Raw genomic sequence first — 19,503 nt, 5'->3', positions numbered from 1 at the left:
AATGAAAAACGTTGAAAAAACGAACCGCACTTTTAATACAATCAAAACAAAAAGCGCCATTTCTCTCGAAATAGCGCTTTTTTAATTTACTAACCAGCTCAATTAGTACTTAACGTTTTCGTTACTTAACTTCTCAATCCCCATAATCTCTTTTTTCGCTTCATCAATTTCAGCCTGAATGCCAAACGCTTTTGCCAAATTCTCAGCAGTTAACACCTGCGTTTTTTCGCCATTGGCAATGATTTGTCCTTGATTCAATAAAATTACTTCATCGCAGAATTTATAGGCTAAAGAAAGGTGATGGATTGCGACCACGCAGGTGTGGCTGGGCGTAAGAGATTTTAATTGTTCCATCATATCGATTTGATAAAACGGATCGAGGGCTGCGATGGGTTCGTCAGCGAGCAATAAAGGGGCATTTTTGATACAACAACGAGCAAGTTGTACGCGGGCTTTTTCGCCGCCGGAAAGTTGGCGAAAAGATTTTTCTAATAAATGTGAAATGGAAAACGTTTCTGAAATCGACCGCACTTTTTCTTGTTCTTTGGCTCGGTTAAGCGGATTTGGCAAACCCAACGCGATAACGTCATACACAGATAAATCCCAGTGAATTTCCGTGTTTTGTGCAAGATAAGCTAACTGTTGGCTTTTTTGTGTGGCACTCATGGCGGTCAATCTGTTGTCATCGAACCAAATTTCACCTTTATCAATAGGCAAAATACCGGCGATGGTTTTCAGCAACGTTGATTTGCCCGCACCATTAGCACCCATAATGCCGACCAATTTGCCCGTTGGGATAGTGCAGTGAATGCCTTTTAACCCGTAAGGTTGGGAGAGATTCTCGATTTTAATCATAAAGTTACCTTGCCAATCTGCGTTGTTCCGTCAATAAAATCCAAATCAAACATGGCGCACCAATCATTGCCGTGAGTGTGCCGATGTAAATGTGAGAGAAAAACGGCACATATTGCACACAAAGATCTGCAATGAGCAACAATAAAGCCCCAAATAAGGCACTTGTTATGTAAAGTTGTGATGGGCGTTGCTTCAATAAAATTCGTGCAAAGTGCGGTGCGATTAAGCCGATAAAACCGATGGCACCCGTTTGTGGAATGGTTGCGCCGACGAGCAACGCAACGCCAAAGGTGGTGATAAAAAAACTTCGTTTCGGATCGATCCCCATGGTGCCCGCGGTCTCTTCACCGAAACTGAGTAAATCCACATAACGACGTTCGCGGTATAAACAAACTAAACCAAACAGAACGATCAGCAGTGAAATCACCAAAGTGTCAAGCTTCGCCCACACTAATGAGCCTTGTAACCAACGATAAAGCTCTGCTAGCGCCCAAGGGCTTTCGGCGTTAGATAACAACAACGCAATGGCGGCGCCAAGCAACATATTCACCGCCAAACCGCTGAGGAGCATCATGGTCGTGCCATGATTTTTAGCAATGGCATACACCAATAAAAAACTCGCTAATGCCCCTGCAACACCGCCGAACAGCAATACCGTAAACGGCACAGAAAAATAATAAAGAATAAGCACACTGGCAGCAGTTGCCCCGGCGCTACTGCCGAGCAAACCCGGGCTTGCCAATGGATTTTGAAAAATACCCTGCATGGCATTCCCTGCAAGAGCAAGACAGGCGCCGGTTAAAATCGCCAAACCAATGCGCGGTACACGAACATCCCACAATACAAGCGAGCGCATATCAGTCAGCACCCCATCCGCATTTTTAAGATGCGCAAAATCGCCAAGTTGATGATAAAGGGCAATGCTTGTTATCAACAGTAAGAATGAAAAAAGTGCGGTATTTAATTTTTGTATTTTTGTCAATGGGCTATTTCCTATGCAATCCAAAGATCATTCGGTATGTTCTTCGTTTTAATGTTATCAAATCTCTTTCTATTAATTTAACAAATCTCCCCAAATCCCTCTTTACTAAAGAGGGGAACTGTTGTATCGATAATTTATCATTCTGATGCCTTTCATTTTAATCATTCACACACAAAAAAGGTAAATATGCCATCTGGGGTTAATTTACTAAAGAAAATCCCCCTCTTTAGTAAAGAGGGGCTAGGAGAGATTTGTCTCATTCAAGGGAGATTTGTCGAATTCCATGACTTCCATTGTTGATAAATCCTCTCCGCCCCTTGCCACACACCGTGATCAAAGCAATAAGTATATTTCATCGGAATGCGAAAGTGCGGTCGATTTTCAAAGTATTTTTTTAGCAGAGGATGGTCAAGCAATTCCGCCTGTTCGTTATAGCTTTGTTGGTCAGTGATTTCGATTAACCCGTTAGGTTGAGCAAGCAGCACTTTTTCCAATGAAAAATTTTGCGGGGTCAATGGGTATTTTAACGGTGTTAAACCAAGCAATGTTAATAGCACGTTATATTGCGGGAAAATAGGTTCCACTACGCCGGTTTCCGATAACATTAGCGTATCAGTCAAGGACACATTCATTTTGGTCTTTTGTGATGTTAATTTTGCTACCAACTGTTCCGCATGGGCTTCATTACCGGTGATTTTTCCGAGTTGCAACAGGAGTTCAAATAATTCTTCAGCGGTTTGTGGACTGTCGTTAATCGGCACAATTTTTACGCCAAGGCGCTTTAAATCAGCGACCAATTGAGGATAAAAGGTTTCATTAATCAACAGCGTTTTATCCAAATAAGGCAACAATGCGGTAAGTTGCGGCTCAAGGATAGGTTTATCTCGATTAATTTTATCCAGCATCATGCGCGGATTTTGAGAGTAAGGCGACATCGCCGCGATTTGTTCCGGACGGGCAATTTCCGCAAGCAGTCGGTCGCTGCACAAGGTGAGCGAAACAAATTGCTCAGCGTGTGCAGAAAAGGAAAGAAAAAGTGCGGTGAAAATAACGGATGTTTTTTTCATATAACGAAGGCGGGTTTTTAGCCCGCCATGATTAAAAAATTCGGCGGACCAAAGCCCGCCTTATGATTAGAACGATCCTCTCAAGCCAACATAAACATGACGTCCGTCTTGACCATAGCCAAGGACGTTTTCGTATTTTTTATTGAATACGTTGTTTAAATTCGCATAAATGTTGAGATTTGACATGAGTTGGTAGTTCACGCCAAGATTTGCCAAGGTGTATGAAGGCATTTTGAAATCGCCGGAATCAAGACGTTTACCCACATAAGACACATTGACATCAGAACCTAATTTTTCCGTGATTTGATAAGCTAACCCTAGGTTTCCTGTGTGTTTCGGACGGCGAACATAGTTTGAACCATATTGATCATTTTCAGATTTAATATAGGTGTAAGTGTAGTTTGCATAACCTGAAAGGCTATCAGTGAATTTTCCGTTATACACAATCTCTACGCCTTTAATTTTGGTTTTACCATCACGGTTTACCGCACGATTTGTTGGATTCATGTAATTGCCGGTAAGGGAATTTTCGTCACTTAAAAAGTTATCTACATTACGGGCAAAATAGGTCGTATCCAAGCTATGACGCTTATCATCGGTTTCAAATAAGACACCAAATTCGCCCCCCAAGCTTTTTTCTGCTTTCAAGTTCGGGTTAGCTAACCAAGTTCCACCCCAACCGTAATATTCGGACATGGTCGGATTATGAATAGCTTTGCCCAAACTTGCGTGCGCTTTAACATTTGGTGTGAAACGATAAGCACCGGCAAGACGTGCGGTGAAAGCATTTTCAAATACGCTGTTGTCAGTATAACGACCGCTAACAGAAAGGCTGTGGTCCGCTTCAGTAAATAAACGGTACTCTGCGGCAACACTTTTCTCGGTTAATTTTTTCTCAGCAAAATTGTAAGCGGAAGCAACATATTTCGTATTTTGGTAATCCGCTAATACGCTGACGGCTTGTTTGACTTCACCTTCACGGTCGAAGTTAATATCAAGTTGATAGTTCGTATTCAACTTTTTGCTGTCGTATTCTGTTTTACCAACAGCAGAAGTCCAACTGCTATATTGTGCAGTATCAGCATCGGTTTTAACGTGACTTACCGCCGCTTTATGCACGAATAAATCTTCTGCATTACCAAAATAACCGCTTAATTTATAGCGGGTTTCACGTGTACGGGTATTGTCATCAAATTTTCTTTCGTGCTCTGCACTATTATCAAAATGAACCGTTTGAGATGAATGTGAAGCCAGGAAATCAACGCCTTTTTGACCATCATCAAAACCTAAACGCATAGACACGTTATCACGGTGGAAGCCATCCTTTTCAGTCGCCGGCACGTTTGTACTTTTTGCGCCGGATACGCTCGTATAATTAAATACGCGTTCGCTACGCGCAGAGATCCCTTGCGTACGATGACTATCACCATGAAGGGCATAGTAAAGACCGTGATGTTGACCGGAAAGGGTGACAGAGCCATCACGGGTGCGGTGTGAACCTGCACCTAAGTCGAAATCAACGTTAAATTCTTTGTCTTTATATAATCCGCTTTTGGTGGTGATATAAACCACGCCACCCATGGCATCACTGCCCCAAAGTGCAGATTGCTCGCCACGTAACACTTCGATTTGTTCAATGTTACTTAACGCTAAACCACCGAAATCAAAGTTAGTATCAGCCGGATTAACACGAATGCCGTCAATAATGACCGCAGTATGTTTTGAATTTGCGCCACGTAGGAAAAGGCTTGTTATCGCACCGCGTCCACCACTGACTCCCATTGCCACTCCCGGCACGGTTTTCAACACATCGCTCACATAAGTCGCGTTGCGCTCGGCAAACTCTTTTTCAGTGAGAACGGTAACAGATGAAGCGGTTTGATCTTGGTTCACCGGTGTGGCGTACGCAGAATAAACGCTGATAGGTTTTAATTCGGTTTTTGCTTGTTCAGCGGCAAAGGCAAGCGCCGGTAAACTGAATAACATTGCTGTCGTAATAAGATTCTTCTTCATTCTCGATTTTCCAATTTAAAAGACGAAATTTGCCATAAAAAATGGCGCCCTTTTTCAGGCGCCACATCATAGCACAGGAAACGAAAATTACTTACCGTGCGCCACAAAATCTTCGATATTTTGCGCGACTTTATTCACTAAAGTGGTTACTGCTGAATCACTCGCCCACGCAATATGCGGCGTGATTAATAAATTCGGCAAACGTTTTGCCGCTTGAATTAATGGGTTGTCCTTTTCCGGTGGTTCTTTGACCAACACATCCAAGGCAGCACCGGCAATTTTGCCGTTTTCTAGCGCATCTAATAATACAGCTTCATCTACCAATGGGCCTCGCCCGGTATTGATGAGATAAGCGGTCTGTTTCATTAATGCCAACGTTTCCGCATTGATTAAATTTTTGGTGGTATCGGTTAACGGGCAATGCAGCGTAACAATATCCGCTTGTTTCAATACGGTTTCAAATTCAGTGTAGCCTTCACGAATATGGCTTGCACCTTTGTGTTCCGCATACAACACGTTCATACCCAATAATTGCGCCAAGCGACCCACCTCTGTGCCTAAGCAACCTTTACCAAATACACCTAACGTCGCGCCTCGCACATCGGTAATCGGGTAATCGGTGTAACAAAATTGTCCGCAGGTGGCCCAGCGATCAGAGGTCACTTGATCGCGATGATACCCAATAAGACTATGTTTTAATGAGAAAATCATGCCCAATACATGCTCCGGCACGGTCACACCAGAATAGCCCGTCACATTTTTCACAGCAATACCCAAGTCTTTCGCGGCATCTAAATCAATGTTGTTGGTACCGGTGGCGGTAATTGCGATGAGTTTTAATTTCGGTAAGCGGCTTAATAATTCTCGGTCAAACACCACTTTGCTGGTCACCACAATATCGGCGTCTTTGCTGCGTTCAAAGGTTTCCTCCGGCAAAGTGCGGTCATATTCCGTCCATGTGTGTGGAAAGCTTAGACGTGGAATATTATGGCTTGCGGGAATACCGGTACGATCGAGAAAAACAATGTTCATCAAAAACTCCTTTAGTTTCACAACGTTTGAATATGACGTCTAACCTTAAAGAAGCCTTTGCGCAAAAACAAGGGAGAGAAAGGATTTTTATGATTTGTGTGATCTCGATCTAAAAACGCAGCGAAAAAGCACCGCACTTTGATGGTTCTTCTTAAGATTCCTGCAACCAATTTCGCAAAATTTGCTCACCATATTCCGAAATATAGGATTCCGGATGAAATTGTACCCCGTAAATCGGCAACGTTTTATGCTGCATGGCCATAATGATGTTGTCATCACAACGGGCGGTAATTTGTAATGCACTTGGGAAATTCAGCTCACTTACCGCCCAAGAATGATATAAGCCAATTTGAAAGGCCTGAGGCATATCTTTAAAGAGAAGGGATTCCGCCACACACTGCAACCGCTTGGCTTGCCCATGACGTGGTGACGGAAGATTATGTAATTCTGCACCAAAGAATTCACATAACATTTGATGCCCTAAACACACGCCCAAAATGGATTTGCTGTGCTGATAACGCGCCAGCAGCTCAAATAATTGTGGATAAGCGCGCGGCACATCAGGGCCGGGAGAAATCAATAAATGAGAAAAATCGCCCACGGCATCTAAATCCAGTTCTTCCACATTAACCACTTGAAATGGCACATCCAAACGACGGATGAGATCCACTAAGTTGAACGTAAAAGAATCGTGATTATTGATGATCAGTAGTGACATAACATCTTTCTCAAAGGGCTAAATAGGCGGTGAAGTATATAATTTTATGGCGATTTAAGCTAAAATTTTCGCCGTTTTTTCACGAGATAATGTTATGTGGCAAGATTTTATTCAACAAGCGAACCAATTTGGCGAAGCGAAAACGCCCTTCTTCTTTTTAATCGATTTTGAGCAACAAAAACCGATATTGTGTCCGCTAAATGAAATGGCTGAGCAAGGGATTTTCGTCCAATTTCCTGATTATACCAACGTGAATTGGCTGGAAGATTTGCCGATAGCGCCTTTTTATTTACATAAACAGCCAATGGATTTTGCCGCCTATCAAAAAGGCTTTGATTTAGTACAACAGGAACAGCACTTCGGTAATTCCTATTTGCTGAATCTGACTTATCCGACACTGATTGAAACCCATTATTCACTGCGTCAACTCTTCCAATACAGTCAGGCAAAATACAAGTTGTTGTTCAAAGATCAATTTGTGTGTTTTTCACCGGAATGTTTTGTCAATTTATACGACAACCATATTTTCACTTATCCGATGAAAGGCACGATTGATGCAACACTTCCCCATGCCCAAGCCACCTTGCTCAACAATCAAAAAGAGCAGCGGGAACATTACACCATCGTGGATTTAATGCGCAATGATTTAGCCACCGTTGCTGAAAACATTCAAGTGACTCGCTTTCGTTATGTGGAAGAAATCCAAACAGAACGCAGCGCCATTTTGCAAACTAGCTCCGAAATTCGTGGTGAATTAGCGGAAAACTGGCAGAAAGAAATCGGCTCTCTTCTTGCCAAATTGCTACCCGCCGGATCTATCAGTGGCGCCCCCAAAGAAAAAACCGTACAAATTATTCAACAGGCCGAACAACAACCTCGTGGCTATTACACCGGTATATTCGGTATTTTTGATGGGAAAAAATTACAAAGTGCGGTGGCAATTCGTTTTATTGAAGACACAGAAAAAGGCTTTGTTTTCCGCAGTGGTGGAGGCATTACCATTCAAAGTGACGCACAGGAAGAATATCAAGAATTAATTCAAAAAGTGTATGTGCCGTTACAGAGGGCTTAACCATGGAATTTCCTTTATTTGAAACCCTTGCCATCGAACAAGGCAAGATCCGCAATATCGCACTCCATCAACGACGCTACGAACGCAGTTTACAGGCGTTTTATGGCAAACAAAGTGCGGTCGTTTTTCCTCGCATTTTTCAACTTGCCGAACATATTCGTGTACCGCTCGAATTGACTGCCGAACCGCTGATTCGTTGCCGAATCGATTACAATGCAGAGCAAATTCAATGCCGTTATTTTCCTTACCAGCGTAAACATTGTCGTACCTTTAAACCGGTTATCTGCGACCACATTGACTACGGCTTAAAATTCGCTGACCGCACTTTATTAAACGAATTACTCGCGCAAAAAGGCGATTGCGATGAAATCATGATCATCAAAAACGGATATGTCACCGATTGCACTATCGGCAATCTTATTTTCCGCCAAGGTACACAATGGTTCACCCCCGACACGCCACTCCTTGAAGGCACCCAACGGGCGGCACTATTAGCCCAAGGTCGCATAAAAGTGCGGTCGATTTTAGCCACGGATTTGAGTTTGTTTGAAGAAATCAGGTTGATCAATGCGTTGAATGGATTGGAATAAAAAATCATCCTGCAATATTTAAGCAAGAAAAAAGCCTTTCCATTTGGAAAGGCTTTTATGTTTAATCAAGCAAATTATTTTTTCTTCGCTTTTGGATTTGGTAAGTCGGTGACGGAACCTTCGAAGACTTCGGCCGCTAAACCGACAGATTCGTGTAAAGTTGGGTGCGCGTGGATGGTTAACGCAATGTCTTCCGCATCACAACCCATTTCGATCGCCAAACCGATTTCACCTAACAATTCACCTGCGTTGGTACCTACAATAGCTCCACCTAATACGCGATGAGTGTCTTTATCGAAAATCAGTTTTGTCATACCGTCGGCACAGTCAGAAGCAATAGCACGACCGGAAGCAGCCCACGGAAAGTTTGCCACTTCATAGTTCAAGCCTTCCGCTTTACATTCTTTCTCAGTTTTACCAACCCATGCCACTTCAGGCTCTGTATAGGCAATAGAAGGAATCACTTTCGGATCGAAATAGTGTTTTTTACCTGCAATAACTTCAGCAGCCACGTGACCTTCATGAACACCTTTATGGGCTAACATTGGTTGACCAACGATATCACCGATAGCAAAAATGTGAGACACATTGGTACGCATTTGTTTGTCGGTACGAATGAAGCCACGTTCATCAACGTTGACGCCGGCTTTTTCTGCATCAAGCAATTTACCGTTCGGTGTACGACCAATAGCTACTAATACGGCATCATAACGTTTTGTGATGCTGCCTGCTTTGCCTTCCATAGACACATGGATGCCGTCTTCTTTCGCTTCTACGGCAGTCACTTTGGTTTCAAGCATTAAATTGAATTTTTGCTCAATACGTTTAGTGAAGATTTTAACGATATCTTTGTCTGCAGCAGGAATCACTTGGTCGAACATTTCAACCACATCAACTTTAGAACCTAACGCTTGGTAAACGGTCCCCATTTCCAAACCGATGATACCACCGCCCATGATTAACAATTCTTTTGGCACTTCACGCAATGCAAGCGCATCGGTAGAATCCCAAACTCGTGGATCGTGGTGTGGAATAAATGGCAATTCAATTGGACGAGAACCTGCTGCAATAATCGCATTATCAAATTTCACGTTCGTAACATTACCGTCTTTATCGGTCACCGCTAAAGTGTGGGAATCAGCAAATTTAGCTTCGCCTTGCACCACTTGCACTTTACGCATTTTTGCCATACCGGCTAAACCACCAGTTAAGCGAGAAACCACGCCTTCTTTACCGGCACGGATTTTATCTAAATCAATGGTTGGTTCAGCAAAAACAACGCCGTGATGTTCAACGTGTTTAGCTTCTTCAATAATTTTTGCAACGTGTAATAACGCTTTAGACGGAATACAACCTACGTTTAAACAAACGCCGCCCAAAGTAGAATAACGTTCAACAATGACTGTTTCTAAGCCCAAGTCAGCACAACGGAATGCAGCGGAATAACCTGCCGGACCTGCGCCAAGCACAACCACTTGGGTTTTCACTTCTTTACTCATTTTGTCTCCTTAAAAATGCGATTTTTTATGACCGCACTTCATTTAATCAAGCGCTAAAAATTTAAAAATGCCTCTCTCATTTGAGAGAGGCACAATAAATTACATAATTAAACGACGTAAATCTGCCAACACAGAACCGATGTAGCTAATGAAGCGTGCACCGTCGGCACCGTCAATAACACGGTGGTCGAATGACAAGGAAATCGGAAGAATTAAGCGCGGTGCAAAATCTTTACCGTTCCAAACAGGTTCCATTGAAGATTTGGATACACCTAAAATCGCCACTTCCGGCGCATTCACGATTGGCGAAAAGTGAGTTGTACCCAAACCACCAATACTGGAGATGGTGAAACAACCGCCTTGCATATCGGATGCCGTTAATTTACCGTCACGGGCTTTCTTAGAAACTTCAGCCAATTCACGGGAAAGCTCGATAATGCCTTTTTTATTCACATCTTTGAATACCGGTACAACTAAACCATTTGGTGTATCTACCGCCACGCCGATGTTGATGTATTTTTTCAAGATTAAGCGCTGCGCATCTTCAGTGATAGAACTGTTGAAACGAGGATACGCTTCTAATGCTTTAGCAACCGCTTTCATAATAAACACAACCGGTGTGATTTTCACGCCAAGTTTTTGTTTTTCCGCTAAGGCATTTTGTTCTTTACGGAAAGCTTCTAACTCGGTGATATCTGCTTTATCGAAATGAGTAACGTGTGGAATCATAACCCAGTTACGATGTAAGTTCGCACCGGAAATCTTATTGATACGGCTTAATTCCACTTCTTCGATTTCACCAAATTTGCTGAAATCAACTTTCGGCCATGGTAACAAGCCTAAACCTGCGCCATTTGCAGCACCAGCAGTTGCTGAAGAACCACTTTCTAACGCTTTCACTGCCGCTTTTACATAAGCTTGAACGTCTTCTTTTAAGATACGACCTTTACGACCGGTACCTTTCACTTTATCTAAGTTAACACCGAACTCACGGGCAAGACGGCGAATCACCGGTGTGGCGTGTGCAAAACTTTTCGCTGAAGTGACATCAGCATCAGATGCCGTTGCTGCCGACGCAGAAGGTGCGGCAGCTGGCGCTGCTACCTGAGCCGGTGCAGTAGCTTGTGGTGCAGCTGCGGCAACTGGTGCAGAACCTGCCACTTCAAATTTCATAATTAATGAACCGGTAGAGACTTTGTCACCCGCTTTCACTAAAATTTCTTTAACAACACCGGCAAATGGTGCCGGCACTTCCATCGAAGCTTTGTCACCTTCAACGGTAATTAATGACTGCTCTTCTGTGATGCTATCGCCTACTTTTACCATAATTTCAGTCACGTTAACTTCGTCACCACCAATATCAGGGACATTCACTTCTTTCACACCACCGGCAACTGGTGCGGCAGGTGCGGCAGCAGGCGCAGATGCCGCTGGTGCTGAAGCAGACGCACTGCCGGCAACTTCAAAACGCATAATCAATGTGCCGGTGGACACTTTATCGCCCGCTTTAATAATAATTTCTTTCACGATACCGGCAACAGGTGCTGGCACTTCCATAGACGCTTTATCGCCTTCAACGTTAATAATGGATTGATCCACTTCAACGCGATCACCCACTTTTACCATAACATCAGTAACGTTGACTTCATCAGAACCGATATCCGGCACATTCACATCAACTACTTGTGCACTAGCCGGCGCAGCGGCAGGTGCTGCGGCCGGTTGAGCGGCTTGTGCAGGTGCCGCGTCAGCGCTATCTAGTACCAACATAGGCGTGCCGGTGGTTACTTTATCTCCAACTTTCACTAACACTTCTTTAACCACGCCTGCTTCAGGTGCCGGCACTTCCATCGATGCTTTATCACCTTCAACATTGATAATGGATTGATCCGCAGTAATCGTATCTCCAACTTTTACCATCACTTCGGTAACGGTCACTTCATCACTACCGATATCCGGAATTTGAATTTGTTTAGCCATTTCTTTTTACCTTTTAAACGTTTGGAAAACCAACCGCACTTTCATCAAGTGCGGTCGTTTTTTTCGTTATTTTTTATGCGTATAACGGATTCAATCTTTCAGGATCGATACCGTATTTTGCGATTGCTTCGGCAACCACTTTCTTGTCAACTATGCCTTCTTGTGCCAACACATGTAATGCGGCAACCACAACGTGGTGTGCATCTACTTCAAAGTGGTCACGCAAGTTCGCACGGCTATCGGAACGACCGAAACCATCCGTACCCAACACATGATAATGTTTAGCCGGTACATAAGCGCGGATTTGCTCAGCAAAAAGCTTCATGTAGTCGGTTGCTGCAACGGTAGGCTTGTCGTTCATCACTTGAGCAACGTATGGCACACGTGGTGTTTCGGTTGGATGTAACATATTCCAACGAACCGCATCCGCCCCTTCGCGAGCAGCTTCAGTGAAGGACGGCGCACTATAAACATCAGAGCTGATGCCGTAGTCGTTAGCCAAGATTTGAGCAGCTTCACGTACATGACGCAAGATCGCACCGGAACCAAGTAATTGCACTTCGCCTTTACCTTTTCCTTGTACGCGTTCAAATTTATAAAGACCTTTACGAATACCTTCTTCTGAGCCTTCAGGCATTGCAGGTTGATCGTAAATTTCGTTTAAAGTGGTGATGTAATAGAACACATCTTCTTGTTTTTCACCATACATACGGTTAATACCGTCTTGCATGATAACCGCTACTTCATAAGCAAATGCCGGGTCATAAGAGACACAGTTCGGAATCGTTAAAGATTGAATGTGGCTGTGACCATCTTCGTGTTGTAAACCTTCACCATTTAATGTTGTACGGCCTGACGTACCACCAATCATGAAACCACGAGCCAATTGGTCACCGGCTGCCCACATTAAGTCACCCACACGTTGGAAACCGAACATGGAGTAGTAAATGAAGAATGGGATCATCGGCATATTGCTCACAGAATAAGACGTTGCTGCAGCTAACCAAGAAGAGGTTGCACCTAATTCGTTGATCCCTTCTTGTAAGACTTGACCATCTTTCGCCTCACGGTAGTAAGCCACTAAATCGCGGTCGGATGGGACATAATTTTGACCATGTGGGTTGTAAATACCGATTTGACGGAATAAGCCTTCCATACCGAAAGTACGCGCTTCGTCTGCCACGATTGGCACAATGTGTTGACCCACATTTTTGTCTTTTAACAACGTATTTAAGAAACGAACGAATGCCATTGTGGTTGAAATCGGACGTGGTTGCGCTTCTAACAACGCAGAGAATTCTGAAAGCTCAGGTGCTTTGAAGTCCACGGTAAATTTCGGTTGACGTGCAGGCACATAACCTTGCAATGCTTTACGATATTCATGCAAGTATTTGTACTCTTCGGAACCTTCTGGGAAGGTGACATACGGCAAGCTTTCCAAATCTTCATCTTTCACCGGAATGTGGAAGTAATCGCGGTAAGCTTTGATACTGTCAGCAGACATTTTTTTGGATTGGTGTGCGGTGTTTTTACTTTCTGCTTCAGCAATTTTATAGCCTTTCACAGATTGCACTAAGATAACAACCGGTTTACCGGCATTTTGTGCTTTCTTGAATGCGGCAAATACTTTAAGCGGATCATGACCGCCACGTTGTAACGCCCAAATTTCATCGTCAGTCATATCAGCAACTAATGCCGCGGTTTCCGGGTAACGACCGAAGAAGTGTTCACGTACGTAAGCACCGTCTTTAGATTTGAATGTTAAGTAGTCACCATCAACCACTTCCATCATTAATTGGGTGAGTTTACCTGTGGTGTCTTTGGCAAATAATTTATCCCAACGACTACCCCACATAACTTTGATTACTTCCCAACCGGCGCCCACGAATAAACCTTCTAATTCTTGAACGATTTTACCGTTACCGTTTACCGGACCGTCTAAGCGTTGTAAGTTACAGGAAATGACGAAAATTAAGTTATCTAAATGTTCACGAGCGGCGAAAGTTAATGCACCTTTAGATTCAATTTCATCCATCTCGCCATCGCCTAAGAAGGCATACACTTTTTGATCAGCCGTATCTTTCAAACCACGATTGTGTAAGTATTTTAAGAAACGGGCTTGATAAATGGCGTTCACCGGGCCTAACCCCATAGAAACGGTAGAGAATTGCCAGAAATCAGGCATTAATTTGGGGTGAGGGTAAGAAGACAAACCTTTGCCATGCACTTCTTGACGGAAGTTGTCTAATTGCTCTTCCGTTAAACGTCCTTCTAGGAAAGCACGAGCATACATCCCCGGCGCCGCGTGGCCTTGGAAGAAGACTAAGTCACCACCGTTTTTCTCTGTTGCCGCTTTGAAGAAATGGTTAAAACCGACTTCATACATGGTTGCCGCAGATTGGAAAGTGGATAAGTGGCCACCTAAATCAAGGTCTTTTTTCTGTCCGCGTAATACCATCATCACGGCATTCCAACGAACATAAGAACGAATGCGACGTTCAATCTCTAAATTGCCCGGATAAGCCGGTTGCTCGGAAACTGGAATGGTATTCACATAATCGGTTGTGATCCCACTAGGTAAAGAAACGCCACCGGCGCGAGCTTGTTGCATAACTTGATCGATAATGAACTGAGCGCGCTCAATGCCTTCCTCACGAATTAACGAATCAATTGCTGCCAACCAATCGTTAGTCTCGATCGGATCTACGTCATTTTTTAACAATTCTGACATAGTTTTTTCCTTATTTTGTTAAGTTAGAAGTACATTTAACGCTACTTTTGGTAGCAATTAAACAACGAATTGATAACTAAAAATGGTTTAATTTGTCAAAACCACTATGTAAACTGTACAAAAAACACACATTACAAATTTTTAACAAATAATGTAAATCTTATTAGATTTTTTGAAAGAATGATAGTGATTTTTATCTCTGCAGCGGAAAATATCTTATCGCCGAGCTCTTTTAAATAACCATTTATACATAAATTTACGCAACAATCTGCCACACCAAAGAAAACGCCTAAAAAAGCGACCGCTCTTTCTAAAATAGGTGATCGTCATCACATATTAGCCATTGAAAAAAAGAATTAAATATTGCGTATTTCGCCTAATTAACCTACCATTAAACTCAACTATTTATATCGCATAAAAATTTGGAGATAAAAAATGCAAAACGAACTTATTTGTTACAAAAAAATGCCGGTTTGGACCAAAGACAGCTTGCCAAAAATGTTTCAAGAAAAGCACAACACCAAAGTCGGCACTTGGGGAAAACTCACCGTCTTAAAGGGCAAACTCAAATTTTATGTGTTAACGGAAAATGGTGATATTGTGAGCGAACACATTTTCACCCCACAAGATGAAACACCTTTTGTTGAACCTCAACTTTGGCATCGTGTTGAAGCCCTTTCCGATGATTTGGAATGTTTCCTTGAATTTTATTGCACCAAGGAAGACTACTTCAGCAAAAAATACAATATGACCGCTACTCACGGCGATGTGGTCAATGCGGCTAAAATTATCAAACCATGTAAGGTGTTAGATTTAGGGTGTGGACAAGGGCGTAACTCCCTCTATTTGAGTTTACTCGGCTATGATGTAACTTCTTGGGATCACAATGAAAACAGTCTCCAATTTTTAAACGAGACTAAAGAGAAAGAAAATCTGAAAATTCAGACCGCACTTTACAATATCAACGATGCAAACATTCAAGAAAACTATGATTTTATTTTGTCGACTGTGGTCTTTATGTTCCTCGATCGTACCCGCGTACCGGCAATTCTTGAAAACATGCAAAACCACACCAATCCGGGGGGCTACAATTTAATCGTGGCCGCCATGTCCACACCGGAAGTGCCTTGCCCGGTACCATTCTCTTTCACCTTTGGTGAAAATGAATTGAAAGAATACTACAAAGATTGGGAATTCTTAGAATACAACGAAAACATGGGTGAACTGCACAAAACCGATGAAAACGGCAATCGCTATAAAATGAAATTTGTAACCATGTTGGCAAGAAAAAAATAGTTTGCCGATTTAGAAAAGAAAAAGACCGCACTTTGCGATATAAAGTGCGGTCTTTTTTTATTGCATTTTTAATTATTCTTCAATGGAACGTAATAACTCGTTGATACCCACTTTTCCTAGCGTTTTAGCATCCACTTTTTTCACGATAACAGCACAGTAAAGACTGTATTTACCGCATTTTGACGGAAGACTACCGGAAACAACGACTGAACCAGCCGGTACGCGACCATAATGAATTTCGCCCGTTTCACGATCATAAATTTTGGTAGATTGACCAATAAATACGCCCATGGAGATCACACAACCATCTTCAACAATCACCCCTTCTACCACTTCAGAACGCGCGCCGATAAAGCAGTTATCGCCGATAATGGTTGGGTTGGCTTGTAATGGTTCTAACACGCCACCGATCCCTACGCCACCGGATAAGTGCACGTTTTTACCGATTTGTGCGCAAGAGCCGACTGTTGCCCAAGTATCCACCATCGATCCTTCGCCCACATACGCACCAATATTCACATAAGATGGCATTAACACTGTATTTTTAGCAATGTATGCCCCTTTACGCACGGTAGCAGAAGGCACTACACGGAACCCTTCTTGTTGAAAACGTTCTTCCGTGTAATCAGCAAATTTTAAAGCGACTTTGTCGTAGTATTTGGTTTCTGCACCATCAATAATTTGATTTTCATTGATGCGGAAAGAAAGCAATACCGCTTTCTTTAACCATTGGTGAGTCACCCATTCGCCATCAATCTTTTCTGCAACACGGTATTTACCGCAGTCTAAGCCTTCAATCACTTCTTCAATGGCGGCACGAGTTTGTGCATCAACGGTTTTCGGTGTGATTTCCGCGCGTTTTTCAAAGGCGTTTTCAATAATTTGTTGTAAATTGGACATCTTGCTTCCTATATCAGTGTTAATAAAAATAAATGCGTTAAGATTACAATACTTCTAACGTGACATTACTAAATAACTTTTTCACGTCGCTGTTGTCATGCAACGCCTCAGCTTTTTCAACATTGGTTCGAGTCAAGTGCGGTGAAAAATAATTAATAAAGTCATACATATAATTTCGTAAGAATGCACCATTTTTAAATGCAATTTGCGTCATGCTTGGACGGAATAAATGATCTGCTTTGATAGCCACTAAATCCTTATCTGCCGATGTATGTGCCATAGAAGCCATAATTCCTACGCCCAACCCCATGCGTACATAGGTTTTGATAATATCCGCATCCGTTGCAGTAAACACAATGTTTGGCAAAATACCCGCACTATTAAAAGCATAATCCAAATCAGACGCACCGGTAAAACCGAAGGTATAGGTAATTAAAGGATATTTCCCTAACTCTTCAATAGTAAGATGTTCGCATTGAGCTAAAGGATGATCGGGCTTCACAATCACCGAACGATTCCAGAAGTAACACGGCAACAAGACCACATCATCAAAGAGATATTGCGCTTCGGTAGTAATGGCCAAATCCACTTCATCAGACATCAATGCATCATAAATTTGTGTAGGTGAACCTTGATGAATATGCAAACTTACGTTGGGATAACGCTGAGAAAATTTTTCTACAACCGCCGGCAACATATAACGCGCCTGCGTATTTGTCGTTGCAATACGCAATACACCTTGTTCTGGCTTGGTATATTCATCAGCAACAGAACGAATGCCTTGCATTTTCATCATAATCTCACGAGAGATCGCCACAATTTTTTTCCCGGGCGGCGTTAATCCTTTGATGTGCTTACCATTACGCTCAAAAATCTCTACGCCTAGCTCATTTTCTAATAAGCGTACCTGTTTACTAATCCCCGGTTGCGATGTGAATAGCACATGCGCAGCTTCCGTGATATTCATATTTTGATTAGCGACTTCAACAATATAGCGAAGCTGTTGAAATTTCATAAATTCTCCTTTTAATGACAACCGTAAAGTGCGGTTATTTTTTATAACGTTTACTTAATTCTGAATAACGTTTAACTGCCTTACGGATTTTCCCTGTCTTTGGCTTACGTCGTTGCTTATTCATGTCTAATTTGGTTTCGGTTTCCGGTGGTAAACCGACCAATTCACGTAAATAATTCACGTCTGCCAGTTCCATCTCCTGCCAGCCACCACGTGGTAAATTCTTCATCAATTTAATGTTGCCATAACGAATACGAATCAAGCGGCTCACTTGGATGCCTTGCGATTCCCATAAACGACGCACTTCACGATTACGTCCTTCCATTAAGGTCACATCAAACCATTGATTCATCCCCACCCCACCAACAAATTTAATCTCTTTAAAATTTGCCGGGCCGTCTTCCAATTGAACGCCTTTCTTTAAGCGATTCAACATCGCGTCATCTACTGCACCAAACACGCGAACAGAATATTCCCGCTCGACTTCGCGGCTTGGGTGCATTAAACGATTCGCTAATTCGCCGTCTGTTGTGAATAACAATAAACCCGATGTATTAATATCTAAACGACCAACTGCAATCCAACGGGCACCGGTTAAACGCGGTAAACGATCAAACACGGTAGCGCGCCCTTCCGGATCATGACGGGTGCAAAGCTCACCTTCCGGTTTGTAATACATCAATACACGACACACTTCTTTCTGCGCCTGTGTCAGATTAATCAAATTACCGTCAATACGCACTTTCACACCAGAATTCACGTTAATTCTATCGCCTAGCGTTGCGATTTTACCGTCCACACTTACTCGATTTTCCGCAATAATGCTTTCGATTTCACGACGGGAACCTTGTCCGGCTCGTGCCAATACTTTTTGTAACTTCTCGCCTTCGGCTGAAGTCGTTTTCATCTCATTTTTTCCATTTGGCTTTACTGAAGTTGGACGATTTTTCGCTACGACAGGTTGGTTTTTCTGTGTAAAGTGCGGTCGATTTTGAACGCGTTTTTGTGTTGTGGGTTTCATAAATCCTCGTTGTCGCTTTCCCAAGCGTCTTTTCAAAAATAGGTTTAAATAAACGGAGCGACCGAACCACTGCCTTCACGCAAAATGACCGGCGTTTCTGTCGTTAAATCAACCACAGTGGTTGGCTCTTGTCCTAAATAACCGCCGTGAATAATTAAATCCACTTGATGCTCTAGGCGGTCTCGAATTTCTTCCGGATCCGATTGGGTAATATGTTCTTCGTTTGGCAACATTAAAGAACAAGATAAAATCGGCTCCCCCAATGCCTTCAATAAATCCAAGGCAATTTGATTATCCGGCACACGAATCCCGATGGTTTTTCGTTTGGACGTCATTAAACGGCGCGGTAATTCTTTGGTTGCCGTTAAAATAAAAGTGTAACGTCCCGGCGTGTTGTTTTTAATCAAGCGATAAGCAGAATTCGTCACTAAAGAATAATTGGATAACTCCGATAAATCACTGCATACCAAAGTAAAATTATGCCCTTCCGGTAATTGGCGAATTTGCACGATACGATCCATCGCATGCTTATCCCCAATCATGCAACCCAACGCATAGCCGGAATCGGTAGGATACACGATCACGCCGCCATTACGTAAAATTTCAACCGCTTGATTGATTAAACGCACCTGCGGATTTTCCGAATGGATATAAAAAAATTGACTCATATGTTTTCACTCTCCGAGTAAAATTGCGGCGTATTATAGCAGTTTAAGCGCCTGCAGGATAACG

The 19,503-nt window shown here is 42.8% G+C and carries 16 protein-coding genes; 3 read left to right on the top strand and 13 right to left on the bottom strand.

Features of this window, described 5'->3' with window-relative positions:
* Window positions 1-102 precede the first annotated feature (102 nt).
* From DQN58_RS06475 to DQN58_RS06450, 6 genes are all read right to left on the bottom strand, one after another.
* Entirely contained in the window at window positions 103-855 is a 753-nt protein-coding gene (locus DQN58_RS06475) for an ABC transporter ATP-binding protein (RefSeq protein ID WP_006717917.1), read from the bottom strand.
* 4 nt (window positions 856-859) lie between these two features.
* Window positions 860-1,837, bottom strand: coding sequence for a FecCD family ABC transporter permease (locus DQN58_RS06470; protein ID WP_006717914.1), 978 nt, complete (start codon window positions 1,835-1,837; stop codon window positions 860-862).
* A gap of 260 nt (window positions 1,838-2,097) precedes the next feature.
* A complete protein-coding gene (locus DQN58_RS06465) occupies window positions 2,098-2,904 on the bottom strand; it encodes a substrate-binding domain-containing protein (protein WP_006717911.1) in 807 nt (268 codons plus the stop codon).
* Between the two features lie 66 nt (window positions 2,905-2,970).
* Window positions 2,971-4,917, bottom strand: a complete 1,947-nt coding sequence (locus DQN58_RS06460; RefSeq protein WP_006717910.1) for a TonB-dependent receptor plug domain-containing protein — start codon at window positions 4,915-4,917, stop codon at window positions 2,971-2,973.
* A gap of 87 nt (window positions 4,918-5,004) precedes the next feature.
* Window positions 5,005-5,949, bottom strand: coding sequence for a 2-hydroxyacid dehydrogenase (locus DQN58_RS06455; RefSeq protein ID WP_032997844.1), 945 nt, complete (start codon window positions 5,947-5,949; stop codon window positions 5,005-5,007).
* 151 nt (window positions 5,950-6,100) lie between these two features.
* Window positions 6,101-6,667 (bottom strand): anthranilate synthase component II, encoded by a 567-nt coding sequence (locus DQN58_RS06450; protein ID WP_006717905.1) that lies wholly within the window; start codon window positions 6,665-6,667, stop codon window positions 6,101-6,103.
* A gap of 94 nt (window positions 6,668-6,761) precedes the next feature.
* On the opposite strand from DQN58_RS06450, the gene DQN58_RS06445 reads away from it, so the two are divergent.
* Both DQN58_RS06445 and DQN58_RS06440 read left to right on the top strand, forming a co-directional pair.
* Window positions 6,762-7,739 carry an aminodeoxychorismate synthase component I gene (locus DQN58_RS06445; protein ID WP_006717902.1) on the top strand — a complete coding sequence of 326 codons (978 nt, stop codon included), beginning with the start codon at window positions 6,762-6,764 and terminating at the stop codon, window positions 7,737-7,739.
* A gap of 2 nt (window positions 7,740-7,741) precedes the next feature.
* Window positions 7,742-8,329, top strand: coding sequence for an aminotransferase class IV family protein (locus tag DQN58_RS06440; RefSeq protein ID WP_006717900.1), 588 nt, complete (start codon window positions 7,742-7,744; stop codon window positions 8,327-8,329).
* A 74-nt stretch (window positions 8,330-8,403) separates the two neighbouring features.
* On the opposite strand, the gene lpdA is transcribed toward DQN58_RS06440, so the two are convergent.
* The 3 genes from lpdA to aceE all read right to left on the bottom strand — a co-directional run bounded on the left by lpdA (window position 8,404) and on the right by aceE (window position 14,539).
* Window positions 8,404-9,828, bottom strand: a complete 1,425-nt coding sequence (lpdA, locus tag DQN58_RS06435) for a dihydrolipoyl dehydrogenase (RefSeq protein WP_006717897.1) — start codon at window positions 9,826-9,828, stop codon at window positions 8,404-8,406.
* Between the two features lie 99 nt (window positions 9,829-9,927).
* Window positions 9,928-11,808, bottom strand: coding sequence for a pyruvate dehydrogenase complex dihydrolipoyllysine-residue acetyltransferase (gene aceF / locus DQN58_RS06430; RefSeq protein ID WP_006717895.1), 1,881 nt, complete (start codon window positions 11,806-11,808; stop codon window positions 9,928-9,930).
* A gap of 73 nt (window positions 11,809-11,881) precedes the next feature.
* On the bottom strand, window positions 11,882-14,539 hold the full coding sequence (aceE, locus tag DQN58_RS06425) for a pyruvate dehydrogenase (acetyl-transferring), homodimeric type (protein ID WP_006717894.1): 2,658 nt from the start codon (window positions 14,537-14,539) through the stop codon (window positions 11,882-11,884).
* A 435-nt stretch (window positions 14,540-14,974) separates the two neighbouring features.
* On the opposite strand from aceE, the gene tehB reads away from it, so the two are divergent.
* Window positions 14,975-15,835: an SAM-dependent methyltransferase TehB gene (tehB, locus tag DQN58_RS06420; protein ID WP_006717892.1), complete on the top strand. Its 861-nt coding sequence runs from the start codon at window positions 14,975-14,977 to the stop codon at window positions 15,833-15,835.
* Window positions 15,836-15,907: 72 nt separating this feature from the next.
* Here tehB and dapD read toward each other — a convergent pair whose 3' ends face one another.
* The 4 genes from dapD to DQN58_RS06400 are packed head-to-tail and all read right to left on the bottom strand — an operon-like array spanning window position 15,908 to window position 19,439.
* The gene (gene dapD / locus DQN58_RS06415; RefSeq protein ID WP_006717889.1) at window positions 15,908-16,735 is read right to left on the bottom strand and encodes a 2,3,4,5-tetrahydropyridine-2,6-dicarboxylate N-succinyltransferase; all 828 of its coding nucleotides are present in this window, start codon (window positions 16,733-16,735) and stop codon (window positions 15,908-15,910) included.
* Window positions 16,736-16,778: 43 nt separating this feature from the next.
* Window positions 16,779-17,750, bottom strand: coding sequence for an HTH-type transcriptional regulator CysB (gene cysB / locus DQN58_RS06410; protein ID WP_006717887.1), 972 nt, complete (start codon window positions 17,748-17,750; stop codon window positions 16,779-16,781).
* Between the two features lie 34 nt (window positions 17,751-17,784).
* Window positions 17,785-18,771: a 23S rRNA pseudouridine(2605) synthase RluB gene (gene rluB, locus DQN58_RS06405; RefSeq protein WP_006717885.1), complete on the bottom strand. Its 987-nt coding sequence runs from the start codon at window positions 18,769-18,771 to the stop codon at window positions 17,785-17,787.
* A 44-nt stretch (window positions 18,772-18,815) separates the two neighbouring features.
* Complete coding sequence (locus tag DQN58_RS06400) at window positions 18,816-19,439, bottom strand: L-threonylcarbamoyladenylate synthase (protein WP_006717883.1); 624 nt, start codon at window positions 19,437-19,439, stop codon at window positions 18,816-18,818.
* Window positions 19,440-19,503: the final 64 nt, after the last annotated feature.

The sequence above is a fragment of the Aggregatibacter segnis ATCC 33393 genome (genome assembly GCF_900476035.1).
In the GTDB taxonomy this organism is placed as follows: Bacteria; Pseudomonadota; Gammaproteobacteria; order Enterobacterales; family Pasteurellaceae; genus Aggregatibacter; species Aggregatibacter segnis.
This window is presented reverse-complemented; position numbering and strand designations above follow the sequence as displayed.